The 23,329-nt window shown below is 53.7% G+C and carries 20 protein-coding genes and 1 tRNA gene; 3 read left to right on the top strand and 18 right to left on the bottom strand.

Annotation, left to right across the window (positions count from 1 at the left end; translation table 11 throughout):
* Positions 1 to 39: 39 nt before the first annotated feature.
* The 13 genes from KQI64_RS08175 to KQI64_RS08115 all read right to left on the bottom strand — a co-directional run bounded on the left by KQI64_RS08175 (position 40) and on the right by KQI64_RS08115 (position 11,058).
* Positions 40 to 115, bottom strand: a tRNA-Val gene (locus KQI64_RS08175).
* A 102-nt stretch (positions 116 to 217) separates the two neighbouring features.
* On the bottom strand, positions 218 to 1,033 hold the full coding sequence (locus KQI64_RS08170) for a metallophosphoesterase (RefSeq protein ID WP_216524199.1): 816 nt from the start codon (positions 1,031 to 1,033) through the stop codon (positions 218 to 220).
* 50 nt (positions 1,034 to 1,083) lie between these two features.
* The gene (locus KQI64_RS08165) at positions 1,084 to 2,502 is read right to left on the bottom strand and encodes an alanine/glycine:cation symporter family protein (protein ID WP_216524198.1); all 1,419 of its coding nucleotides are present in this window, start codon (positions 2,500 to 2,502) and stop codon (positions 1,084 to 1,086) included.
* A gap of 144 nt (positions 2,503 to 2,646) precedes the next feature.
* Positions 2,647 to 4,386 (bottom strand): NADH-dependent [FeFe] hydrogenase, group A6, encoded by a 1,740-nt coding sequence (locus KQI64_RS08160; protein WP_216524197.1) that lies wholly within the window; start codon positions 4,384 to 4,386, stop codon positions 2,647 to 2,649.
* An 18-nt stretch (positions 4,387 to 4,404) separates the two neighbouring features.
* Positions 4,405 to 6,213, bottom strand: a complete 1,809-nt coding sequence (locus KQI64_RS08155; RefSeq protein ID WP_216524196.1) for an NADH-quinone oxidoreductase subunit NuoF — start codon at positions 6,211 to 6,213, stop codon at positions 4,405 to 4,407.
* A gap of 12 nt (positions 6,214 to 6,225) precedes the next feature.
* A complete protein-coding gene (locus KQI64_RS08150; protein ID WP_216524195.1) occupies positions 6,226 to 6,600 on the bottom strand; it encodes a (2Fe-2S) ferredoxin domain-containing protein in 375 nt (124 codons plus the stop codon).
* Positions 6,597 to 7,157 (bottom strand): ATP-binding protein, encoded by a 561-nt coding sequence (locus KQI64_RS08145; protein ID WP_216524200.1) that lies wholly within the window; start codon positions 7,155 to 7,157, stop codon positions 6,597 to 6,599. Before KQI64_RS08145 ends, KQI64_RS08150 begins: the two co-directional genes overlap by 4 nt.
* Positions 7,154 to 7,654 carry an NADH-quinone oxidoreductase subunit NuoE family protein gene (locus KQI64_RS08140; RefSeq protein WP_216524194.1) on the bottom strand — a complete coding sequence of 167 codons (501 nt, stop codon included), beginning with the start codon at positions 7,652 to 7,654 and terminating at the stop codon, positions 7,154 to 7,156. The genes KQI64_RS08145 and KQI64_RS08140 overlap by 4 nt, the downstream gene beginning before the upstream one ends.
* 256 nt (positions 7,655 to 7,910) lie before the next feature.
* Positions 7,911 to 8,633, bottom strand: coding sequence for a PHP domain-containing protein (locus tag KQI64_RS08135; RefSeq protein WP_216524193.1), 723 nt, complete (start codon positions 8,631 to 8,633; stop codon positions 7,911 to 7,913).
* 1 nt (position 8,634) lies between these two features.
* On the bottom strand, positions 8,635 to 8,964 hold the full coding sequence (locus tag KQI64_RS08130; RefSeq protein WP_216524192.1) for a DRTGG domain-containing protein: 330 nt from the start codon (positions 8,962 to 8,964) through the stop codon (positions 8,635 to 8,637).
* 16 nt (positions 8,965 to 8,980) lie between these two features.
* Complete coding sequence (locus KQI64_RS08125; protein ID WP_216524191.1) at positions 8,981 to 10,258, bottom strand: [Fe-Fe] hydrogenase large subunit C-terminal domain-containing protein; 1,278 nt, start codon at positions 10,256 to 10,258, stop codon at positions 8,981 to 8,983.
* 27 nt (positions 10,259 to 10,285) lie between these two features.
* Positions 10,286 to 10,714 carry an ATP-binding protein gene (locus KQI64_RS08120; RefSeq protein WP_201428700.1) on the bottom strand — a complete coding sequence of 143 codons (429 nt, stop codon included), beginning with the start codon at positions 10,712 to 10,714 and terminating at the stop codon, positions 10,286 to 10,288.
* Positions 10,711 to 11,058, bottom strand: a complete 348-nt coding sequence (locus tag KQI64_RS08115) for a DRTGG domain-containing protein (protein WP_201428699.1) — start codon at positions 11,056 to 11,058, stop codon at positions 10,711 to 10,713. The genes KQI64_RS08120 and KQI64_RS08115 overlap by 4 nt, the downstream gene beginning before the upstream one ends.
* A gap of 229 nt (positions 11,059 to 11,287) precedes the next feature.
* Between KQI64_RS08115 and KQI64_RS08110 the strand changes: the two genes are divergently transcribed.
* Positions 11,288 to 13,408, top strand: a complete 2,121-nt coding sequence (locus KQI64_RS08110; protein ID WP_442912073.1) for a glycogen debranching protein — start codon at positions 11,288 to 11,290, stop codon at positions 13,406 to 13,408.
* A 46-nt stretch (positions 13,409 to 13,454) separates the two neighbouring features.
* Here the strand turns inward: KQI64_RS08110 and ribF are convergent, their stop codons facing one another.
* Both ribF and KQI64_RS08100 read right to left on the bottom strand, forming a co-directional pair.
* A complete protein-coding gene (ribF, locus tag KQI64_RS08105; protein ID WP_216524189.1) occupies positions 13,455 to 14,396 on the bottom strand; it encodes a riboflavin biosynthesis protein RibF in 942 nt (313 codons plus the stop codon).
* 14 nt (positions 14,397 to 14,410) lie between these two features.
* On the bottom strand, positions 14,411 to 14,956 hold the full coding sequence (locus tag KQI64_RS08100) for an NUDIX domain-containing protein (protein ID WP_216524188.1): 546 nt from the start codon (positions 14,954 to 14,956) through the stop codon (positions 14,411 to 14,413).
* A 26-nt stretch (positions 14,957 to 14,982) separates the two neighbouring features.
* Between KQI64_RS08100 and KQI64_RS08095 the strand changes: the two genes are divergently transcribed.
* Positions 14,983 to 15,768: a M14 family zinc carboxypeptidase gene (locus KQI64_RS08095; protein WP_301282428.1), complete on the top strand. Its 786-nt coding sequence runs from the start codon at positions 14,983 to 14,985 to the stop codon at positions 15,766 to 15,768.
* Between the two features lie 38 nt (positions 15,769 to 15,806).
* Here the strand turns inward: KQI64_RS08095 and asnB are convergent, their stop codons facing one another.
* Entirely contained in the window at positions 15,807 to 18,134 is a 2,328-nt protein-coding gene (gene asnB, locus KQI64_RS08090; RefSeq protein ID WP_216524186.1) for an asparagine synthase (glutamine-hydrolyzing), read from the bottom strand.
* A gap of 208 nt (positions 18,135 to 18,342) precedes the next feature.
* Between asnB and KQI64_RS08085 the strand changes: the two genes are divergently transcribed.
* Complete coding sequence (locus KQI64_RS08085) at positions 18,343 to 20,235, top strand: glycoside hydrolase family 31 protein (RefSeq protein ID WP_216524185.1); 1,893 nt, start codon at positions 18,343 to 18,345, stop codon at positions 20,233 to 20,235.
* Positions 20,236 to 20,258: 23 nt separating this feature from the next.
* Here KQI64_RS08085 and KQI64_RS08080 read toward each other — a convergent pair whose 3' ends face one another.
* Both KQI64_RS08080 and KQI64_RS08075 read right to left on the bottom strand, forming a co-directional pair.
* Positions 20,259 to 21,443, bottom strand: a complete 1,185-nt coding sequence (locus KQI64_RS08080; RefSeq protein WP_216524184.1) for a cation:proton antiporter — start codon at positions 21,441 to 21,443, stop codon at positions 20,259 to 20,261.
* Positions 21,444 to 21,547: 104 nt separating this feature from the next.
* Positions 21,548 to 23,284 (bottom strand): alpha amylase N-terminal ig-like domain-containing protein, encoded by a 1,737-nt coding sequence (locus KQI64_RS08075; protein WP_216524183.1) that lies wholly within the window; start codon positions 23,282 to 23,284, stop codon positions 21,548 to 21,550.
* Between the last annotated feature and the right edge of the window lie 45 nt (positions 23,285 to 23,329).

The following is a 23,329-nucleotide window of genomic DNA, read 5'->3' as shown; positions in this document are numbered from 1 at the left end:
CAGGCTAGCGTTCTAACCAACTGAACTACCGGGCCATTTTGGTGGGAGTTACAGGGCTCGAACCTGTGACCCTCTGCTTGTAAGGCAGATGCTCTCCCAGCTGAGCTAAACTCCCGACTCATGCCTTTGTCGCCTCAGCTTTCGCTTTATCTCTCAGCGACGTATATTATGATACCACAAAGCCCGAGCAAAGTCAATACCTTTTTTAAAAAAGAGCTCATCTTTTTTTCATATTTATTATCACCAGCTCGCGTGGATTGTTTATCCTCGGTATCGCCGCCGTATTTGAGCAGCCGGCGGATACTACCAGACGTCCGTCGTAAATTCCCTTGTCGTACTTTGGAAACAGCTTGCCGCCGGCGCCTGCGACGCCCATGCTGAAAATGCGTATTTGTCCGCCGTGGTTATGACCGGAAACGATCAGATCAATATCCGTTTCGTTGATATGGAGCGTATCATAGAAATTAGGATTATGGCAAAGCAGCAGCTTCAATCCGTCTTTGTGCGCGAATTCCGTGAGCCAGTCAGCGTCGTACTCGTTTGAAAGTCCGCCAATCAACATGAAATTGCTGTTGACCGCTGTCTCCGCGTCCTCGTTGTCAAGGCAGCAGATGCCATTATTGCGGAAAAACTCCCTGTCCTCGCGCTGCAACTCCTCCTCGTGATTGCCGAGGCTGAGATAAACAGGCGCGATATCAGCCGCCTGACGCAGAAATGAATACGCGTATTTTGTGTCAGGCTTGCTCCTCCTGGGGCGCAGAAGCATGAAAAAACAGTTTAAGTAATAAATCAAGTTTACTATCAGCCAGCGGATCGGATTGAACCGCCTCTTGACCGTTGACTGATAGCGGTTCTCGTAGTAACGCTCGAGCGTATCGCCGGCTACAAGTATCAGATCGGGGTTCTGAGCGCGCAGAAGATTGAGAATATCTACCGCACGGCGCTCGTGCAGATCCGCGACCAGCGCTATTCTGAGCGGCTTTCTGATATGCTCGGACAGCACCTCGTATTCTGTTACAACAGGCTTTGACATACGCGCTCTTCACCTCCGTACAATTTATTTTTTGATTGCCCGTAATATTCTTATTTCCAGAAGCTGACCTCGTCTTCTCTGAGACCGATATTTGCCGCATGGAAATGCGGATTGAGACGCTTTTTGCGCTGAGATTCGAAATCCCGCAAAGCCCTGATGACGATTCCGGACATTATCACGCAGATGGGAATATTTATCAGCGTCATTCCGCCCATGGTGATGTCAGCCATTGTCCACGCGAAGTTCATCGGAATGAGCGCGCCGACAAATACGATAAGCACACAGAAGGCGTAGAATATTCTCATGAATACCTTGGACGGCATTCTCTTTTTGTTGAGATAAATCAGGGCGTTATCGACGTAGTAGAGGTTTCCGATAAGTGTAGTAAATGCGAACATCGCCATCGCGATAGTGATGAAAATGGGGCCGAAGCCGCCGAAAATCGTGGACACGGCGTTCTGAACATAGGTCGCGCCGGATAGTTCGGGGCTGTACTCAACGCCGGAGCTGAGGCACATGAGAGCGGTGGCAGTGCAGAGAAGCATGGTGTCGATATATACGGAAACAGTCTGGACAAGACCCTGCTTTACGGGGTGAGTAACGTCGGCGGAGGCTGACGCGTTAGGCGCGGAACCTACGCCCGCCTCGTTTGAGTACAGACCGCGCTTGATGCCGTAGACAAGGCAGGAGCCGCTCAGACCGCCGAAGATAGCCTGGAAGTTGAAGGCGTCCTGAAAGATAGACGAGAAGGTCTGGGGAATGTTGCCGAGGTGGGTGAAGATAATAATAAGCGATACAAGAACGTAGCCGACGCCCATAAACGGAACAAGCTTTTCGGTGATGCCGATGATTCGCTTGCCGCCGCCGAAAAGACATACGCCGACGAGCACCGCGATAACCGCGCCGATGATCACGGGAGTCCAGGTTTTGTCGTAGAAATCGTAGATCTCAAAGGACGACTGCAAATTGTAGGAACAGAGCAGGTTGAAGCCGAAGGCGTAGGTCGCGATGAGGAAAACGCAGAATATCGCGGAAAGCACGCCCTTTTTGGCGACGCGCTCGATGTAGTAGGCGGGTCCTCCGTAACAGGAACCGTCGGGGTTTTTGCGCTTGAAGATCTGGGCGAGGGTACTCTCCATAAACGCCGAGGAAGCGCCGATGATACACATCAGCCACATCCAGAAGCAGGCTCCGGGTCCGCCGATAGTGATAGCGGTAGCAACGCCGACGATATTTCCGGTACCTACGCGCGAGGCTGTGGAAACCATAAGCGCCTGGAAGGACGAGACCTTCTGTTCACCCGAGGGCTTTTCGACGATCAGCTTGCAGGCGGTGCCGAACAAGCGGATCTGGACAAAGCGCGTGCGGAAGGTAAAGAACAGTCCCGCCGCGGCGAGAACGATGATGAGAATCGGATAGTACATTACGTCGTCTACGGAATTGAAAAAATCCATAATAGCGTCAAGCATAATCTGTCCCCTTTTCTTGTTGGAAGTACCCTTATTATACCTTAAAACCGCACAGTTTGGCAAGTAGATTTTAATAATTTATATTAAAAAGCACAAACAAAAGGCTGCCCCTACCGGGACAGCCTCTGTGTATTTGACCTGAAATCAGTTTTTCTTTCTTGCAACGTAGGAGGTGTGGAGAAGCTCGTGAGCGAGGTGTGAGCCGGGCTCGCCGAGGTACTCGTCATAGATAGCCTTGATTTCGGGGTTATCGTGCGATTTTCTGTAAGGCAGGCTGAGGTCGTCCTCATAGAGTGCCTTTGCACGGAGAGCCTTGAGGTCTGTGAAGTTTCTCACATGACCGGGCTGAATGGGCTGACCGCCGCCGTTTACGCAGCCGCCGGGACAGCACATAACCTCGATGAACTGATAGGGAGACTTGCCTGCGCGGATCTCGTCAAGCAGCTTGGCAGCGTTCTTAAGACCAGAAGTAACCGCAACCTTGACCTGCATGCCGGCAACGTCGTAGGTAGCTTCCTTGATATCGTCGGTGCCGCGAACCTCGGTGTAGTCGATAGTCTTGAGATCCTCGCCTGTCAGCTTGTCGGCAACTGTACGGAGAGCAGCCTCCATAACGCCGCCGGTAGCGCCGAAGATAGTGCCCGCGCCGGAACCGATAGCCATGATGGGATCGAAGTCCTCGTCGGGAAGCGAAGTGAACTGGATGCCAGCCTTCTTGATCATCTTGGCAAGCTCACGGGTGGAGATAGAGATATCGTTGTCCTGCATTCCGTCGCGGCCCTGGTCGTCACGCTTGATCTCGAACTTCTTGGCTACGCAGGGCATTACCGATACAACAACGATGTCCTTTGGATCGATGCCCGCCTTCTCGGCGTAGTAGGACTTGATCATAGCGCCCTGCATCTGCTGGGGTGACTTGCAGGTGGAGAGGTGCGGAATGAGGTCGGGATAATAGTGCTCGCAGAACTTGACCCAGCCGGGTGAGCAGGAGGTGATCATCGGGAGAGTACCGCCGTTCTGTACGCGCTGGATAAACTCGGTGCCCTCTTCCATAATGGTGAGGTCGGCGCCGAAGTTGGTGTCGAATACCTTGTCAAAGCCGAGCATCTTGAGAGCAGCGACCATCTTGCCCTTTACGTTGGTGCCGATGGGCATGTCGAAGCACTCGCCGAGGGTAGCTCTGATAGAGGGAGCGGTGTGAACTACAACGTGCTTTGTCGGGTCTGCGATAGCCTCGAATACCTTGTCGGTATCGTCACGCTCTACGAGAGCGCCTGTCGGGCAGACTACGGTGCACTGACCGCAGCTTACGCAGGCTACGTTGTTGAGATCCTGCTCGAACGCGCAGCTGATAACGGTGTCGAAGCCGCGGTTGTTCGCGCCGATTACGGATACAAACTGCTGCTTACAAGCCGCTACGCAGCGACGGCAGAGAATGCACTTGTTGTTGTTGCGAACGAGGTGCAGAGTGGTGTGATCCTCCTCGTAGTGAGTCTCCTCGCCGGCGAACTTGGTCTCGTCAACGCCGTACTCAAGGCAGAGCTGCTGAAGCTCGCAGTTGTTGCTTCTCGGGCAGGAGAGGCACTTCTTGTCGTGGTTCGAGAGCAGAAGCTCGAGGTTTGTCTTTCTGTATTTCTGAATCTGGGGTGTGTTGGTAAAGATCTCGGTACCCTCTCTGTCGATCGGGTATACGCAGGCGGCAACAAGGCTGCGGGCGCCCTTTACCTCGCAGAGACACATACGGCAGGCGCCGATTTCGTTGATTTCCTTAAGATAGCAAAGAGTCGGGATTTTGATACCGAACTGGTGGCAGGCTTCAAGGATAGTGGTATTTTTTTCGACCTGATAGTCTTTACCGTTGATTTTAATATTCAACATTTCCATAGTTTTCTCTCCTTTCCCTTAGCCCTTGTAAATTGCCTTGAACTTACAGGTGTCGATGCAGGCGCCGCACTTGATGCACTTGCTGTGGTCGATCTCGTAAGCGGGCTTCTTCTTGCCGGGCGCGGTGTAATCGGTCACGGTAATCGCGCCGACGGGGCACTTCTTGGCGCACATGCTGCAGCCGAAGCACTTATCCTTCTCGATTGTGTACATGAGAAGATCCTTACATACGCCCGCGGGACACTTCTTGTCGACAACGTGGGCAATATACTCATCCCTGAAGTAACGCAGGGTGGAAAGTACGGGGTTGGGAGCGGTCTGACCGAGACCGCACAGGGAGTTCGCCTTGATGTAGTGGCACAGCTCCTCCATCTCGTCGAGCATCTCGAGGGAACCCTGTCCCTTTGTGATCTTCTCGAGCATTTCGAGGAGTCTCTTTGTACCGATACGGCAGGGCGTACACTTGCCGCAGCTCTCGTCAACGGTGAACTCGAGGAAGAACTTCGCAACGTCAACCATACAGTTGTCCTCGTCCATGACGATAAGTCCGCCGGAGCCCATCATTGAGCCGATAGCGAGGAGGTTGTCGTAGTCGATCTCGATGTCGAGGTGCTCTGTGGGGATACATCCGCCGGAAGGACCGCCGGTCTGGGCAGCCTTGAACTTCTTGCCGTTGGGGATGCCGCCGCCGATCTCGAATACTACCTCGCGGAGGGTGGTGCCCATGGGGATCTCAACAAGACCGGTGTGGTTGATCTTGCCGCCGAGAGCGAATACCTTTGTACCCTTGCTCTTCTCGGTACCCATTGAAGCGAACCACTCGGGTCCCTTGAGGATGATCTGGGCGATGTTAGCGTAGGTCTCAACGTTGTTGAGGATTGTGGGCTTCTGATAAAGACCCTTTACAGCCGGGAACGGAGGTCTGGGTCTGGGCTCGCCGCGCTTGCCCTCGATGGAGGTCATAAGAGCGGTTTCCTCGCCGCATACGAACGCGCCTGCGCCGAGACGGAGCTCCATGTCGAAGTTGAAGCCTGTGCCGAAGATGTCCTCGCCGAGCAGACCGTACTCACGCGCCTGGTCGATAGCGATCTGGAGACGCTTAACGGCGATAGGATACTCCGCACGGACATATACGCGGCCCTGTGAAGCGCCGATAGCGTAGCCCGCGATAGCCATAGCCTCGATCAGGCAGTGGGGATCGCCCTCGAGAACGGAACGGTCCATGAACGCGCCGGGGTCGCCTTCGTCGGCGTTACAGCAAACGTACTTCTGGTCAGCGTCGTTTGCAGCGGCGAATTTCCACTTGAGACCTGTCGGGAAGCCTGCGCCGCCTCTGCCGCGGAGACCTGAGTCGAGGATTGTCTGGATAACCTGATCGGGGGTCATCTCTGTGAGAACCTTACCGAGAGCGGCATAGCCGTCCTGGGCAATGTAGTCGTCGATCTTTTCGGGGTCGATAACGCCGCAGTTACGCAGCGCGACACGCTTCTGCTTAGCATAGAAAGCGGTCTTGTTGAGGGACTTGACGGTGTCCTCCTCAACTGTCTCCTGATAGAGCAGACGGGTAACGATTCTGCCCTTTAAGAGGTGCTCCTCAACGATTTCGGGGATATCCTCCACCTTAACCATTGAATAGAAGCTGCCCTCGGGATATACTACCATAATCGGGCCTAACGCGCAAAGACCGAAGCAGCCGGTGGTGATAACGTTTACTTCGTCGGAAAGACCCTGTCTCTCGATTTCTTCCTTGAGTTTATTTACGATGGTCAGGCTGTTCGAGGAGGTACAGCCGGTACCGCCGCATACCAGTACATTAGAACGATACATGAATTGTCCTCCTTACTTCTCCATTGCTCCGATGGTGTACTCGGTAACAACATTCTTGTTTACAAGATGGTCGTTAACGATCTTCGCTACCATTTCGGGAGCTACCTTGACGTATGTCACCTTTTCCTGACCGGGAATCTCGATTTCTACAACGGGCTCATACTGGCAGATGCCGATGCAGCCTGTCTGGGTAACGGTGATATCGTTGGTGAGACCGCGCTTCGCGATCTCCTCTACAAACGCGTTGAGAACAGGTCTTGCGCCTGCCGCGATACCGCAGGTAGCCATACCTACGAGAACTCTCGCCGCGTTGGGGTTTTCTTTTCTGAGATCAAGGTCAGCCTTCGCCTTATCTCTGATGGCTTTTAATTCAGCTAAAGATTTCATTGATTATCCGCTCCTCCATATATTATTTGGGATTGTTCTTTCAAATAAGCGCTAATCCATTCAAGTACGTCGGGTGTGTCGAGACTCACGCCCTCCAGAACCGCTCTCAGCTCCCTTGTATCGAGAGTAAACGAGCCGTTATCAGTGGTGTGGGTGAACACAAAATCGATATCGGGGTTGCACTGAATGAGGATCTTGACCGTGTCGTTGATATCGCCGAGCGGCGTCATGTCGACGTGGCTCTTGATATAACGCGCGGTGGTGGTCGTGCCTACTCCGAGCTTTGATTTGATGTCAAAGCTTCCACCCGTCTGCTCCGCCGAAAGCTTGAACAGCGGAACTCCCAGACCCACCTTGCGGGTGGTGCGGGTCGTGAAAAACGGGTCGATGACCTGCTGTACCTGTTCCTCGGTCATGCCGCAGCCGTCGTCCGCGATAGAGATCTGAAGGAAGTCGTCCTTGTCGCTCTCGTCAACGGTGATCGTGACAAGGCTTGCCTTCGCTCTCACGGAATTCTGCGCCACGTCCATGACGTTTAAGGACAACTCACGCATCAGGCGTTCTTATACTTGTTGATGATGTAAGGAATGTCGTCAACCGTCAGTCTGCCGTAAACGTCCTCGTTGACGGTGATAACGGGAGCCAGACCGCAGGCGCCGATGCAGCGGCAGGCTGTGAGCGAGAACTGTCCGTCGGGTGTGCACTCCTCAGCGCCGATGCCGAGCTCCTCGGAGATCTTGTTGAGAATGTCGCCCGAGCCCTTGACGTAGCAGGCTGTGCCGAGGCATACGGAGATGTTGTACTTGCCCTTCGGAGAGAGCGCGAACTGTGAATAGAAGGTCGATACGCCGTATACCTCCTCGAGAGATACGCCGAGACCCTCAGCTACCATTGTCTGCACTTCGATCGGCAGATAACCGTAGATTTCCTGAGCTTCCTGAAGCACGGGCATTACCGCGCCGGGATCGTCGATATGACGGGCAATCGACTCTTTGAGCTTTGCTTCCTGCTCAGGCGTCCCATTGAAGGGAATGCTGCTGATTTTCTTTTGCATTGTTTTTCCTCCCTGATTTCAATTTGTCAAATACCATAAAAAAAATATTCGCTCATCGGTGAATATTATATTTACTTACAGTAAGTATATCACAAAACATCTGTGAAAGTCTATAAAAATTTTTCCCTCTTTTAAACGGATTCACAATCAGAACGACATTTTTTTAACAAAAAATAGTCATATTTTATCCTATGAATACAAATTGCTGATTATATCGCTTTTTTATGACAGGTTGCGGTGTCAAAATTTGACTATTTCACACAATAAGCGGCGTATTAAGCCGCTCGACAAGACACTGAGCGCTCAGCTCCTCAAGCTCGATCTGATTCTCCGCGTCGCGCATGTTTTCGAGGTAATGAGCGTCGGAATTTGTCACGATATTGAGCGTGTCAAGGATCGGGTGCAGCTTTCTGAGTGTATCGAGCTTTGTCTTGTCGGCAAGCTCCGCGGTGATAAAGCCGCAGCTTTCGTCGATCTCGCCGAGCACCGAGAGTATCGACAGACTGTCGCGGTCAACGTGTGCGGGATAGCATATCCCGCCGAACGAGCGCACCATTGAATACGCGTTCATTATGCTTATCTCAGTCGCGGGCAGAAGCAGGTGCTCAAGCTCGCCGATCTCCTCGTCGAGGGCATTCATAATGACCTGTCTGCCGTAGATGTCGGGTCGGTTTCTGATTTTTATGCGGTGATCGTCTACGTATCCGCTCCAGTCGAGCGCCCTTTCCAGAGTCGGGAACAGGCAGACCGCGTGGATATCCTCGCTCGTAGTCAGCTCCATTCCCGGTACGACAACAACGCCGTTCTCCTTCCCCGCCGCGATCGTCGCCTCACAGTTGAGGGAAGTGTTGTGGTCGGTGAGCGCGATGATGTCGAGCCCGAGCAGCTTCGCCATGCCGGTGATATTGTTCGGGGTCATGTCCATGTCGCCGCAGGGCGAAAGGCAGGAGTGTAGATGAAGGTCGTAGTAGTATTTCATGTCAGCTCAGAAGCTCGTGGAGCCTGACCGCGAGGTGGTAGCTGTTCTCCTTCGAGAGCAGGATATTGACCTCGTGCATCTCAGCCTTGGCTCTTGCGTTTTCGTCGAGCGCGGCGTTTTCCACAAGCACTATGCAGCTCACGTCGGCGAGAGTCGCGACGGCGATCGAGTTGATGTTGCCCATTACCGTCAGCCACGCCGAATCCTCCGGCGCTCTGCCCATTACCCAGCTCAGCAGGTCGCCGATGTAGCAGCCTGTGATCTCGCGCTCCATATCGCCCTCGACAAGTACCTTCAAATCAAGTTTTTCCGCAAATTCTTTTACATTCATAATTTTTCCTCAATGGTTAAATCGTATTTTTCAGCTGGTCGTATACGCTTTGGATCTTTGCCTTGAGCTTATGTATGCAGTCGGTTTCCTTCGCCTTTCCGCGGACGATGTCCTCCGCCATAGCGCGGCAGGTAGGCGCTCCGCAGGAGCCGCAGTCGAGCCCCGGGAGTCCCTTGTTGATCTCCTCCATGCGGCTCATCATCTCCATAGCCCTGACGATGTCCTCGTCAAGACGGAAGATATCCGCGTCAAAGGTCAGCTCCTCTGTCCACATCATGTCGTTGAGGCTCTTGCCCTCGTCGATGTGGTTGAGCGAAACGGGAAGGTATTTTCTGAGGTTGTGGATCCTCGCCTGCGCGACGTAGGGGTTCTCGACCGTCAGAACGCCGCCTACACAGCCGCCTGAGCAGGCGTTGAGCTCGATGAAGTCGACGTCGCGGATATGCTCGTCCTCAAGCTCCTCGAGGACTCGGATAACGTTCTCGATACCGTCCGCGGCGAGGTACTTGTCGCCGAGCATCGCGGCGGCTTCTCCGCCCGAGGTAGCCCAGCCGATGCCGAGAAGTCCCGACTGCGAGATAGGCTCGACCTCCTCGAGGTGATCCATCGCGTGGGCAAGCTCCGGATATATCTTCGAGATCGCTATAGCTCCGTCGACCTCGGATTTCTCCGCGTAGTTCGGCGAATGTATCTCCGTCACCTTCGCGGGACAGGGCGTGATGAAGAATACGCCGATATTCTCGGACGGCAGACCCGTATCTTCGATAGCCTCACGGCGCGCGATTTTCGCCGCGACCTCGATCGGCGCGAGCAGGTTCAGCACGTTGTCGCATAGCTCGGGAAAACGGATCTTTATCAGCTTGACGACAGACGGACAGGCTGAGCTTATGATAGGCTTTTTGAGCTTGTCCTCCTTTATCAGTCTGCGCGTCGCCTCGCTGACGAGCTCAGCCGCGCGCGATACCTCAAAGACGTGGTCAAAGCCGATTTTTTTCAGTCCCGTCAGAACGAAGTCGATGTTATCAAGCCCGTTGAACTGACCGAAAAGCGCCGGCGCGGGAATAGCGACGGTATATTTGAATTTTTCGATTTCATCGATTTTAGTGCTGTACGCGCTTTTTGCGTGATGTGGGCAGATTCTGATGCACTCTCCGCAGTCGATACAGCGCTCGGGCAGGATCCTCGCCTTGCCCCCGTGAACGCGGATCGCCTCCGTCGGACATCGCTTCAGACAGTTGGTGCAGCCGCAGCACTTGTCGGCATTCAGCTCAACTGAATGGAAATAGTTACCCATTGAAATTCTCCTTAATGCAGTGGTATTTTATGAGTTTACAATTACCGTCAGATAGACGTTCGTGCCGACCCCGAGGGTGGTTTCTATCCTCATATCGTCAGTGTATTTTTTGATGTTCGGCAGACCCATGCCCGCTCCGAAGCCCAGAGTGCGCACGTTGTCGGGAGCGGTGGAATAGCCCTCCTGCATAGCCTTTTCGACGTCGGGAATGCCGGGTCCCTTGTCGGCGAGCAGAATCTCGACGCGGTCGGGATAGATGTCCACGTCGCAGTATCCGCCCTCGGCGTGGATAACCATGTTTATCTCAGCCTCGTACATGGCGATCGCTACGCGGCGGATAGCGTCGGAGTTGTAGCCAAGCTTCTTGAGCGTCTTTTTGACAAGACCGCTCGCCTCGCCCGCGCGCGTGAAATCCTCGCCCGACACCTCGTAGTGAAGATGAATCGCGTTGCTCATACCTTGGTTCCTCCGCTCAGTCCGTTGGAGTAAAGCAGTCCGCAGGCGGTGAACATTCTGTAGCGTGTTTTCATCAGAGTGATGTCCCTGCTCTCGGCGAGGCGGATGATAGAGTCGTCGGGCACCTTGCCCCTTACAAATACGATGCACGCCATGTCCATCATCTCGGCGGTGCGCACTACCTGAGGGTTGACAAGACCCGTCAGCAGCACGGACTGATCCTTTACGAACGCAAGAACATCGCTCATCATGTCGGAGCCGCAGGCGGTTTTGATCTCCTGGTCGAGGTCGCCCTCGCAGATGATTTCGCCCTCTAAGATTTCGAGAATATCTCTTACAACCATATTTTTTACACCCTTTCATTTAAGTGATTTTTCAGTGGTTTGCAGTTGTAATCATTATAGCATATAAAATTTACAAACACAACAGCTAAAATTTAGTTGGTTTACAAAATTTTCTTTTTTTTGTCATATTTTGTCAGCAATTCCCTATTATATGCGCATTTTACAATTTTTCCATTGAATTCTTTATTTTTTCTAATTGAAAAAATTGCGGTAACGTGATACAATATTCATGCATAAATTATTAAGGGGTGCTATAATGTTAAGGGACTTAAAGCCTACGGATAATATCCTCGGCTTCGACGTCAGACCCGGTTATTACGATATGGACGGCGCGACCCCTGTCCGCGGCGGCGTAAACTTTACGATAAGCTCGTTCTACGCTACCTCGTGCACACTGCTGCTGTTCTACCCGGGGTCAAAATGGCCTTACGCTCGTATTCCGTTTCCCGACTCGTTCAAGGTCGGAAACACGTACTCGATGATTGTGTTCGGAATTGAAATAGACAAGTTTGAGTACGCATATTCCCTCGACGGTCCGAATCAGCCCGAGAAGGGACTTATTTTCAACAAGGACATGTATGTGCTCGACCCATACGCAAAGGCGGTGACCGGTCAGAGCGGCTGGGGCGTCCGACAGCCAAATACCTGCGTTTACAAGGCGAGAGTCGTGTTCAACGACTACGATTGGGGAAATGTAAAATTCCCGCATATTCCCACCGAGGAGCTTATTATCTACGAGCTCCACGTCAGGGGCTTTACCGAGGATCTGTCCTCCGGAGTAAAGCACCGCGGTACCTTTGAGGGTATCCGCGAAAAGATTCCGTACCTCAAGGAGCTCGGAGTCAACGCGGTCGAGCTTATGCCTATTTTTGAATTCGACGAGATGGGCTCGTACCGCAACTTCAACGGCGAGCAGCTCTACGACTACTGGGGCTACAACACGGTATGCTTCTTCGCTCCAAACACGAGCTACGAGAGCGACCACCGCCACCACCGCGAGGGTACCGAGCTGAAGAAGCTTATCCGCGACCTCAAGGCGAACGGCATCGAGGTTATCCTCGACGTCGTATTCAACCACACCGCCGAGGGCAACGAGAACGGACCGTTCTTCTCGTTCAAGGGACTGGATAACAACATCTACTACATGCTCACGCCCGACGGCAAATACTACAATTTCAGCGGCTGCGGCAACGCGCTCAACTGCAACCACCCGATCGTGCGCGACTTTATCAAGAGCTGTCTGCGCTACTGGGTGACCGAATACAAAATCGACGGCTTCCGCTTCGACCTCGCGTCCATTCTCGGACGAAACGAGGACGGAACCCCGATGGATCAGCCGCCGCTGCTCAAAAGCCTCGCGTTTGACCCGATCCTCGGCAAGACAAAGCTTATCGCCGAGGCGTGGGACGCCGCAGGTCTGTATCAGGTAGGCTCCTTCCCGAGCTGGAACCGCTGGTCCGAGTGGAACGGAAGATACCGCGACGACCTCAGGCGCTTCCTCAAGGGCGACGGCAACCTCGCATGGGCTGCCGCGAACCGTCTGACCGGTTCAAAGGACCTGTACGACCCGTCCTACAGAGGTCACAGCGCGTCGGTCAACTTCCTGACCTGTCACGACGGCTTCACGCTGTACGATATGTACGCCTACAATGAGAAGCACAACTACCTCAACGGCTGGGACAACTCCGACGGCGCCAACGACAACAACAGCTGGAACTGCGGCTTTGAGGGCGAAACGAGCGACGCGTATATCAACGCGCTCAGACGCAAGATGGTAAAAAATGCCTTCGCAACTCTGATGTGCAGCCGCGGACCCGCGCTTTTCCTCTCGGGCGACGAATTCTGCAACACTCAGTTCGGCAACAACAACGCCTACTGTCAGGATAACCTCACCTCTTGGCTCGACTGGAGCAGAAAAGAGGAATTCAGCGACGTCTTTGAATTCGCAAAATATATGATCGCGTTCAGAAAACGCTTCCACGTCATCACAAAGAACCGCGATGTGGCGAGATGCACCTTCCCGCCCGAAAGCATTCACGGTCCTCAGCCGTGGAAAACCGATTTCGACGAGAATTCCCGCATGGTCGCCGTTATGTACGCGGGCATGTCGAAGGCGGCTCCCGACCTCGACGAGATCGTGTACTTCGCGATCAACGCCCACTGGGAGGACGCAAATATCGAGCTTCCCTCGCTTCCGACAGGCTATGTATGGAGACTGTACTTTGACACGGGCAGACCGTCGTACGACGTTATCACCGAGCATAAATACGTTCTGCTGTATGACCGCAGATACAAGATGTCCGGCAGAAGCGTTCTCGCGGCTGTCGCGGAAAAGGTTATGAATAATTAATCCGATAAAAAACGGAAAGGTTGAAAATCAGCCTTTCCGTTATTTTTTATTTTATCAGATTTTTGAACGAATTTATTCGCGCGTAATCCTCCCGCGCCTGATCTGCATTGCGCATTATTTCCTGCCTGAGCTGATCAAGACTCTCGAATTTCTTTTCGGGGCGGATAAAGGTCAGCAGCCTTACGTCAGCCTGCTCGCCGTAGAGCTCCGCTCCGCGGTACTCGGGCATCCACGTCTCCCACAGCGGCTTCGTTCCGCCGACAGTGGGCTTTATACCGATATTTGTAACGCCGCAGTACTGACCGCCGTTTTCAAGAGTCACACAGGAAGCGTAAACCCCAAACCGCGGCTCAACGAGAGAATGGTTCATCTGCTGGTTGAGAGTCGGCGTGCCCAGCTCTCTGCCGAGACGCATTCCGTGGGTTATTTCAGCCTTGAAGCCGAAGCGCGAGCCGAGCATATCGTTTGCACGCTCGATTTCTCCTTCGGAAATCAGATTTTTTATCAGCGTCGAACAGATGACCTCGCCGTCCATCGTCTCGGGCGGCACTATAGTGATACCGACGTTGTTTTCATCGCAGAGCCTTTGAAGCATGGCGATGTCGCCCTCCGCGTCCTTGCCGAAGCGGTAGTTGAAGCCGCAGAACAGCTCCTTGACGCGCAGCTTTTTTACGAGGATCTCAAAGAAAAAGCTCTCGGCGCTCATGTCCATCACCTCGCGGAAATCGAGCATGACCGTCCGGCGGATTCCAATTTCCTCAAGGCAGCGCAGCTTATCCTCCTTTGTCATCAGATAGGCAAAGGGCTTGTCCGACATGACTGCCTTGGGGCTTTCGGCAAAGGTCAGACAGAGCGGAACAAGCCCGCATTTTTCCTGCTTTGCCGCGAGAGCAAGAACCTTGCGGTGTCCGAGGTGCAGTCCGTCAAAAAATCCGAGAGCCGCCGCGGTATTCTGTTTTCCGGAGCATATGTTTGTCCGTGTCTGCATATTATGATTACACCTTAGATTTTTCCGCTGTCGAGCAGCAGCTTGGTTTTAAGCACGGCGATCTGAGTTTTCGCGTCGGGGAGCTGATTGTTGAGCACCATTTCGACTGCCTTGTCAAGAGAGAGCTTCTCCACGTTCAAAAACTCGTCGAAGTCGGGTCTGCTCTCGCCTACGCTCGATACGCGGCAGGCGTAGAGGTGAATGATTTCGTCGGTGTACCCCGGAGAAGGATAGACCTGTCCGAGAGATATGTAGGAGTAGCCCTCGGCTCCGGTTTCCTCGAGCAGCTCGCGCTTGCCGTTCTCGAGCGGAGTCATGCCCTTTTCGAGCTTACCCGCGGGCAGCTCGAGCACCTCCTCCCTGTAGGGATAGCGGAACTGTCTGACAAAGAACAGATTGTTTTTATCATCGAGCGCGGCGACGCACACTCCGCCCGGATGACGGACGATCTCGCGCATGGCTCTTCCGCCGTCGGGCAGGATAACCTCGTCGTGAAACATGTGAAGGATTTTGCCGCTGAACAGCTCCTCGCTGGCGGCGGTTATTTCAGTGGTATTCATATTTTTTACCTCATGGGGCTGATAGTTTGTTTTATCCGTATTATTTTGAACAGGAGCGGTGCCTTCGCGAAATCTCTGCGAAGCGCCGCCTGAAGATGTACTCGATAGGTAAAAGCGTCCTCGGGCGCGATATCCTTGCGGTCGATATCGGAGAATCGCGCTGCCGCGGTCTAGTTGTCGGCGGCGTACACGGCACGGAGTACCTGACAATCCTCGCCGCGCTCAAATTTGCCGGGGAATATGCCGATGAACCGCGCTCACTGAGCCTTACGATCGTGCCGTGTCTCAATCCCGACGGCACGGAGATCGCGCTGACAAGAAAAATCTACTGGCAGGCGAACCAAAACGGCGTCGACATCAACCACAACTTCGACGCGGACTGGGAGAACGTCAAAAGGCGCGAGCGCGAGCTGGGCATTTCCTCTCCCTCACCCTCGCGATACGGCGGCGAAAGACCGGAGAGCGAACCCGAGACGCGGGCTTTGGTCAGGCTTTGCCGTAACGTAAGGTTTGAACGCGTACTCGCGCTGCACAGTCAGGGCCGCGAAATATATTGGGACTTCGGCAAAAGCACTCCGTTTTGCTGCCTTGCCCTCGCCGAAAAAATGGCTGAGGTCAGCGGCTACAAAGTTGCAGAGCCCGAACCGATTGCGACGGGCGGCGGATTCAAGGACTGGTTCATTGAGCGTTTTCACCGCTGCGGCTTCACCGTTGAGATGGGACTGGGCAAAAATCCTCTGCCGCTGAGCGACTTTGAAGCGGAATATCCGCGCGTCAAAAATTTGCTGAACATCTTTGCGGGACTATGTTAAAAATCTCGGAGCGACATAACGCCGCTCCGTTTTTTCTGTTATTCGCCCTCTGCTTCCGAATCGGCGCCGGGCTCGTCATCGTCAAAGAACGAGATCTGGCTGACGATATCGTCGATCGCCTCATCGGAAATAACGTTCGGCTCGTCGAGATACTTTGAGCGGCGCTCGATGCTGTCGATCGCCATCTGCATGCGCTCCTGAGGAGTTTCGGGCTTGCGCGGCTCCTGATAAATCTCGTCGTCCTCGGGATTCTGGATATTCACATACTCCTCTTTTGCAGCCTCCGGCTCGGGCTCGGGCTGAGGAGCAGGCTCCTCGGGAATATTCTCGATCAGAGCAGGCTCGCTGCCGTCGTCAGTCTCCGCTGACGGCTTGCTCTTGTCAATGCCGAAGTTGGGCGCGTCGTAGTTCTCGTCGATAGCCTCGGCTGCCGCCATTATGACCTCGCCGGGCATATCGATCTGCTTGTCGCGTCTTGCCTCGGCTACAGCCTTGAGCTCGTCGAGGTGGTTGACAGGCTTCTCGACGCCGCTGTTATTCTCGTCAAAATAAATATCGTACCATACAAGGAACACATAAACCGTCCAGACGCGGCGGCTGTTGTCCTCCTTGCCGCTGAAATGCTCGTCGAGCCAGCGGATAAGCGCGTCGGTGTTGAAGAACTTCTGAGCGGTCTGCCCCTGGAACTTGCGCTTTACTACGTTGTAGTACTTCTCGTCGCGCAGCCATACTCTCGTCGGCACCGGGAATCCGAGCTTTTCCTTCTCGGCGGTCGCCTCGGGCAGATGACGTACCGCAGCCTTGCGCATCGCGTACTTTGTGTTCTGCTTGTTGACGCGCAGCTCTGAGGGCAGGCTCGACGCGACCTTGAATACCTCCTTATCGAGGAAGGGAACGCGCAGCTCGAGGGAATTCGCCATACTCATGCGGTCTGCCTTGAGCAGGATATCGCCGACCATCCACATATTCATGTCGAGGTACTGCATCTTTGTGACGTCGTCCTGCTTGCGGCAGCGGTAGTAATATTTTTTCGCGTGGGTCTGGGGAGCCGTCGCGATCGACGGGTCTTTTAATATCTCCTTCTTCTCGCGCAGATCATACATGAACGCGTTGCCGATATATCTGTCCTCGAGCGGGTCGCAGGCGCGGATAAGGTAGTCGCGTCCCTTTATGTCGGGCAGCTTGCGGCAGATTGCGCGGATCGCGCGGCGCAGGAAATGCGGAACGATTTTCTGGTACATTCTGAAAACGCGCGGGTCGTTGTAGCAGGTGTAGCCGCCGAAGAGCTCGTCGGCGCCCTCGCCGGAGAGCACGACCTTGACGTATTCGCTCGCAAGGCGCGAAACGAAGTACAGCGCGATACACGACGGGTCGGCGAGCGGCTGATCCATGTGGTACTGAACGGTGGGAACCGCGTCCCAGAACTCGTCGGATGATATCAGGTGGGTATGATGCTCCACGCCGATTTTGCGGCTGAGCTCCTGAGCCCAGCTTATCTCGTTATATTTCTCGCCGAAATCAAAGCCAACTGTGAAGGTTTTCTGGTCGGCGAAGTAGGTTGATACATAGCTTGAGTCCACGCCCGAGGAGAGGAAGCAGCCAACCTCAACGTCGGCGATTTTGTGGGCGTTGACAGAGTTTTCGAATACCTTGTCGATCATATCGACAGCCTGTTCCTCGGTGATGCTCTCGTCGGGTCTGAACCTCGGCTCAAAGTAGCGTGTGGTTTCAACCTCGCCGTCCTTGTACCAGAGGTAGTGACCGGGCATGAGACAGAAAATATCCTCAAAGAAGGTCTGAGGCGGCACCGCGTACTGGAACGAGAGGTAGGTGTCGAGAGCTCTCTTGTTGAAGCGCTTTACGTACTTGGGGTACTCGAGAATGCTCTTGATCTCGCTGCCGTAGACGAACTCGCCCTCAACCTGGGCGTAGTGCATGGGCTTGATTCCGAAGAAGTCGCGTGCTAAAAAGAGCGACTTGTCAACGGTGTTATAAATCGCGAAGCCGAACATTCCGCGCAGCTTGAGAAGCAGATCCTCGTGCCATTCCTCAAAGCCGTGGACAAGCACCTCGCTGTCGGACTCGGTATAGAACTTGTGACCCTTCTTTATCAGAGTCGCCCTGAGATCCTTGTAGTTGTATATCTCGCCGTTGAAGGTGAGAACAAGGGTCTTGTCCTCGTTGTAGATCGGCTGATGACCGGCGTCGAGGTCGATGATCGACAGCCTGCGAAAGCCCATATTTACCGAATCGTCGATATAAAAGCCCTCGGAATCGGGTCCGCGGTGTGTGATCACCGTCGTCATTTTTTTCAATACGTCCTCACGGTTTTCAAGCTTGCCTGTAAAGCCGCAGATACCACACATATCAATAACCCCTTTCAGGAATTTAAATTCAATGCTTATATACTTTTTTATTTTACCACATTATCACCACAAATTCAACAGTCCCAAAGATTTTTTTGCGGCGTTTTTTGACCCCTGTGATTCCTGAAAAATAAGTGAAGCCTGTTGCATTTTCCGCGTTTTCATAGTACAATGATGCCATAATCCACGATAAGGAGTTGAGATTCATATGGTCAAGAAATTTACTATGGGCGAGCCTGTAAACACCGAGGCGGTCGTTAAGGAAATCGCACCGTCCGGTTTTGAGGATTTTCCCTTTGAGCACAGGACTGAAAACGGTCAGTTTGTTTTCCGGTTCAATATGGCTGACAACGATATCATCTACGGTCTCGGCGAGGCTCCGCGCGGCATCAACAAGCGCGGCTGGATATATCAGAGCTACTGCAGCGACGATCCCTTCCACACAGAGACAAAGCAGTCGCTGTACGCCGCGCATAACTTCCTGATTTTCCGGGGTTACGGAATTTTCATCGACTTTCCTGCGAGGATCCGCTGGGACATCGGCTACACAAAATCAGACGCCGCCGAAATCACCGTTGACGGCACGGATTTTGACATCTACATCATTGAGCAGGACAAGCCCGCCGAAATCGTGCGCGAGTTCCGCGGAATCATCGGTCAGAGCTACATTCCGCCGTTCTGGGCTTTCGGATATCAACAGTGCCGCTGGAGCTACCACAACGCCGAGGCAGTCGAAAATGTCATCGACGGCTACGACAAGGCTCAGATACCGCTCGACTGCGTATATCTCGACATCGACTACATGGAGCGCTACAAGGACTTCACGATAAACAAAGACGCGTTCCCTGATTTTGAAAGCTTTGTCGCCGACAAGAAGGCGCGAAATATTCATCTTATCCCGATCATCGACGCGGGCGTCAAGAAAGAGGACGGATATGACGTCTACGAGGAAGGCAGGGCTAACGGCTACTTCTGCAAGACCGCCGACGGCAGCGACTTCAAGGGCGGAGTATGGCCGGGCATCGTCGGCTTCCCCGATTTTCTGAGGATGGACGTGCGCGAATGGTTCGGCTCAAAGTACAAGATACTCACCGACATGGGCATCGACGGCTTCTGGAACGACATGAACGAGCCGGCTATCTTCTACTCCGAACAGGGTCTGCAAAAAGCTTTGGACGAAGCGGCGGCTCTCAAGGGCGAGAACCTCGACCTCGGTAAATTCTTCCACCTCAAGGACGTTTTCATGGGGCTGTCGAACTCACAGGACGACTACGCGAGCATTTACCACGAGATAGACGGCAAGCTTGTCAACCACCAGAGGGTTCACAACATCTACGGCGCGAGCATGACTAAGGCTGCCGGAGAATACTTTGAAAAGGCGTTCGGCAAAGAAAAGATCCTGATGTTCTCGCGCGCGTCATACATAGGCGCTCACCGCACGAGCGGAATCTGGTTCGGCGACAACCACTCATGGTGGTCTCATATCCTGCTCTGTCTGAAAATGCTGCCTTCGGCGAATATGTGCGGCTTCCTCTACTGCGGCGCGGACTTGGGCGGCTTCAACGAGAACGCGACACGCGATCTGGTGCTCCGCTTCCTCGCTCTAGGCGCGTTCACGCCGCTGATGCGCAACCACTCCGCCCTCGGCACGAGAGATCAGGAGTGCTACCGCTTTGAAAACAGCGGCGACTTCCGCGACATCATTCAGGCGAGATACCGCCTTATCCCCTACCTCTACCGCACCTTCCGCAAGGCGAGCGAGGAAAACGGAATGATTTTCCGCCCGCTCTCGTTCGACTACCCCGGCGACAAGATCGCCCGCGAGTGCGAGACTCAGCTCATGCTCGGCGATGAGTGCATGATAGCTCCCGTTTACGAGCAGAACGTCAGCGGCAGATACGTATACCTTCCCGAGGATATGACCTTCGTCAAGCTCAGCGGCGAAAAAGTGACAAATCAGGAGCTTGCAAAGGGCGTTCATTACGTTGATATCGCGCTCAACGAGGTTCCGCTGTTCATCAAAAAGGGCAAAAAAATCGAGCTGTGCAAGCCCGCGATGCGGACGGCTCTGCTTGATACGGAAAATCTTGAATACATCTGACAGACACAGCAAAAGCGCCTCCGTCAATCGGAAGCGCTTTTTTTCTCTCTGCCAAAGAGCAGCTTTAATATTATCGGGGTCGCTATGCTCGATACGATGATCAGCAAAATTACCGAGGTAAAGTAAACCGAGCTTATCATGCCCTCGCTCAGTCCTCTCTGCGCGACAATCAGCGCGACCTCTCCGCGGGTCATCATGCCGACGCCTATCTTGAGCGTATCCTTGCCTTTGAATCCGCAGAGCCTTGACATCGCGCCGCAGCCGACGATCTTCGTCGACAGAGCGACGAGCACAAACGCGGCGGAGAATATCACGATGTCCCAGGTTATGCCGCTGACGTCGGTTTTAAGACCGATACTCGCAAAAAATATGGGACCGAAGATCATGTAGGAGTTGATGTCGAGCTTTTCCTCGATGTAGTCCGAATCGCGCAGGCTGCACAGAATGATTCCCGCGACATAGGCGCCGGTGATGTCGGCGATACCGAATACGCGCTCGGCGAGGTAGGAAAAGCTGAAACAGAGCACCAGAGCGAGGATCGGAATGCGGTGGGTCCGCGGATACCGCTTGTCGACAAACTGGAACACCTTGTAGATCACAAAGCCGACGACTATTGCCACAGCGAAGAAGGCGATCGTGTTGAAGCCGACGCGCCACGGATTTGATTCCGGGTTCTTGAAGCCGATAACGAAGGTCAGCACGAGAATTCCGATAACGTCATCGATGATCGCGGCGTTGAGGATCGTTGTGCCAAGCTCGGTTTTGAGCTTTCCGAGCTCCTTTAGGGTCTCGACGGTTATGCTGACGCTCGTCGCAGTCATGATAACGCCGATGAACACCGCGGTCAGAAATTTCTCGCTGCCCCACGGAGCGAAGCCGTAGAAGCACTGATATAGCAGCGTTCCGCCCGCAAGCGGCACAGCCACGCCTGCACAGGCTATCGCCAAAGCCTTAGGTCCCGTTCTGAGCAGATCGCGGAGGTTTGTGCCCAAACCCGCCGAGAACATAAGTATCACCACGCCTATCTGGGCGCAGATGTTGATGAAGTCATTCTGCTGGACAAAGCCGAGCACGCTGGGACCTATCAGCAGTCCCGCGACGATTTCGCCGGCGACCTGAGGAGCCCTGAGCTTGCGCGCGGCAAGTCCGAACACCTTGGCGAAGAGCATGATTATCGCCAAATCCCTGAAGATGTCTAACACGTCCACAAATATCGTCTCTTTTCTCATTTAATCTAATAATATGGTACACCCGCAAGCGGAAAATGTCAAAACGAAAAACCCCTGTCATTGACAGAGGTTTTTATCTATTTTTACGCCTTTTTAACGATCACGGCTCCGTCGCTTTTGAGCGTTCTGCCCTCGAGGAGATTTGAGAACAGAATCTCTCCGCCGAGGTCAATGTCAACCGCGTTTTTGCCCGCGTTGACAATTACGTCTATGCTGCCGCCCTTTGTGTAGGAAAGCAGCCTCGGATTTTCGCCGTCAAGGTGATACTCGATATCGTTATCACGCAGCGCGGGATTTTCACGGCGGATCCTGAGCAGCTCGCGGATTTTGCCGATAAACCCGTCGTGGTCGCCGCGTTCGATCTCATTCCACGGCACAGGCGCGCGGTTGAACGGTTCGCGCACACCCTTCATGGCGATCTCAGTGCCGTAGTACAGACAGGGCGCGCCGGTCATGGTCGTCAGTATGACGAGCTTCTGAAGCATAACGCCGAGGTTTTTGCTGCTCTCGGCGGTTCTCGCCGTATCGTGGGTGTCGAGGAAATTCAGCATGGCGCGGTTGACCTGCTCGGGATAGAGCGAATGGCAGGCATTCATCGACCATACGAAATCCTGCGCGGTCAGACGCTCGTTCTTCCAGTAGTCGTTGACACAGCCCGTAAACGGGTAATTCATCACCGCGTCGTACTCGTCGCCGTACAGCCAGTTGAGCGAATCCATCCAGATCTCGCCGAGGAGGTAGATATCCGGCTTGACCGCCTTGACCTTCTCACGGAGCTTGCGGACAAAGGAGTGCGATATCTCGTCGCCGACATCAAAGCGGATTCCGTCGATATCCCATTCTCTTGCCCAGTAACAGCAGAGGTCGGAAAAATACCTGACGACCTCGGGGTTGTTGGTGTTGAGCTTGGGCATCGGCGCCCAGAACGAGAAGGTGTAGTACCTGCCGTCGGCGGTGGTGAAGTCGTCCTTCATGAAGTCGTCGGTGTTGATAAAAAACCAGTCGAAATACTTTGAATCTCTGCCCTTTTCGCACACGTCGAGCAGCGGCGGAAATTCGTGTCCGCAGTGGTTGAACACGGCGTCGAGCATCACGCGTATACCTCGCTTGTGCGCTTCACTGACGAGCTCGCGCAGATCATCCTCGGTGCCGAAGTCGCCGTCGATTTTAGTGTAATCAAAAATATTGTATTTGTGGTTCGTGTTGGACTGAAAAATCGGGGTCATGTATATCCCGCTGATGCCGAGGTCTTTGAGATAATCGAGCCTTTCGGTGATTCCCTTCAGAGTTCCGCCGTAGCAGTCGTGCCACTCGGGGTTCGACATATCTCCCCAGACGCGGAACTTCTTGTCAGCCGGGGCGTCCTTGTGGCGGCAGAAGCGGTCGGGCATTATCTGGTACCACACGGTATCGCCTACCCAGCCGGGCGGCGAAATTATATCGGACGGATTGAGCCACGCGTACTTGTAATACTGCTTGCAGGTGTCATTATCCGCGCTTTTTTCGCAGAGCTTGTTTTCATAAAGACAGTAGGTCTTGCCGTCCGCTTCAAGCTCGAAGTAATACATCAGCCGCTTGTACTCGGGACGGACGGTGTGAGTGTAGATCACATGATACCTCAGCTCGCGCGATAATTTCATGCGTTCGCGTCTGCCGTACCACTCGCGTTTCCGGTTGAGCTCGTGGATAAACGGATCCTCGTAAACGAGGTACACCGCGTCGACGTCCCTGTCGGTGCGGATATTTATGACGACCTCGTTTCCGTCGGGAGAATAGCACATATCGGGTGTGATTCGATGATAGACCGCCGCGAAGTTCATAGGCCCCTCCTTATTCCGCTACGTCCAGATTGTATACAAGATTCA

Origin of the sequence: Lachnoclostridium sp. MSJ-17 (assembly GCF_018918205.1) — a bacterium.
Lineage (GTDB): Bacteria > Bacillota > Clostridia > Oscillospirales > Acutalibacteraceae > Ruminococcoides.
This window is presented reverse-complemented; position numbering and strand designations above follow the sequence as displayed.

Coding starts and splice junctions, on each gene's coding strand:
- KQI64_RS08160 (WP_216524197.1), bottom strand. CDS start 4,386: ATGGAAATGTTGAATATTAAAATCAACGGTAAAGACTATCAGGTCGAA.
- KQI64_RS08130 (WP_216524192.1), bottom strand. CDS start 8,964: ATGAATGTAAAAGAATTTGCGGAAAAACTTGATTTGAAGGTACTTGTC.
- KQI64_RS08135 (WP_216524193.1), bottom strand. CDS start 8,633: ATGAAATACTACTACGACCTTCATCTACACTCCTGCCTTTCGCCCTGC.
- KQI64_RS08140 (WP_216524194.1), bottom strand. CDS start 7,654: ATGCAAAAGAAAATCAGCAGCATTCCCTTCAATGGGACGCCTGAGCAG.
- KQI64_RS08150 (WP_216524195.1), bottom strand. CDS start 6,600: ATGAAATCTTTAGCTGAATTAAAAGCCATCAGAGATAAGGCGAAGGCT.
- KQI64_RS08110 (WP_442912073.1), top strand. CDS start 11,288: ATGCATAAATTATTAAGGGGTGCTATAATGTTAAGGGACTTAAAGCCT.
- KQI64_RS08120 (WP_201428700.1), bottom strand. CDS start 10,714: ATGAGCAACGCGATTCATCTTCACTACGAGGTGTCGGGCGAGGATTTC.
- KQI64_RS08170 (WP_216524199.1), bottom strand. CDS start 1,033: ATGTCAAAGCCTGTTGTAACAGAATACGAGGTGCTGTCCGAGCATATC.
- asnB (WP_216524186.1), bottom strand. CDS start 18,134: ATGTGTGGTATCTGCGGCTTTACAGGCAAGCTTGAAAACCGTGAGGAC.
- KQI64_RS08075 (WP_216524183.1), bottom strand. CDS start 23,284: ATGAACTTCGCGGCGGTCTATCATCGAATCACACCCGATATGTGCTAT.
- KQI64_RS08165 (WP_216524198.1), bottom strand. CDS start 2,502: ATGCTTGACGCTATTATGGATTTTTTCAATTCCGTAGACGACGTAATG.
- ribF (WP_216524189.1), bottom strand. CDS start 14,396: ATGCAGACACGGACAAACATATGCTCCGGAAAACAGAATACCGCGGCG.
- KQI64_RS08100 (WP_216524188.1), bottom strand. CDS start 14,956: ATGAATACCACTGAAATAACCGCCGCCAGCGAGGAGCTGTTCAGCGGC.
- KQI64_RS08115 (WP_201428699.1), bottom strand. CDS start 11,058: ATGGTTGTAAGAGATATTCTCGAAATCTTAGAGGGCGAAATCATCTGC.
- KQI64_RS08085 (WP_216524185.1), top strand. CDS start 18,343: ATGGTCAAGAAATTTACTATGGGCGAGCCTGTAAACACCGAGGCGGTC.
- KQI64_RS08125 (WP_216524191.1), bottom strand. CDS start 10,258: ATGGGTAACTATTTCCATTCAGTTGAGCTGAATGCCGACAAGTGCTGC.
- KQI64_RS08155 (WP_216524196.1), bottom strand. CDS start 6,213: ATGTATCGTTCTAATGTACTGGTATGCGGCGGTACCGGCTGTACCTCC.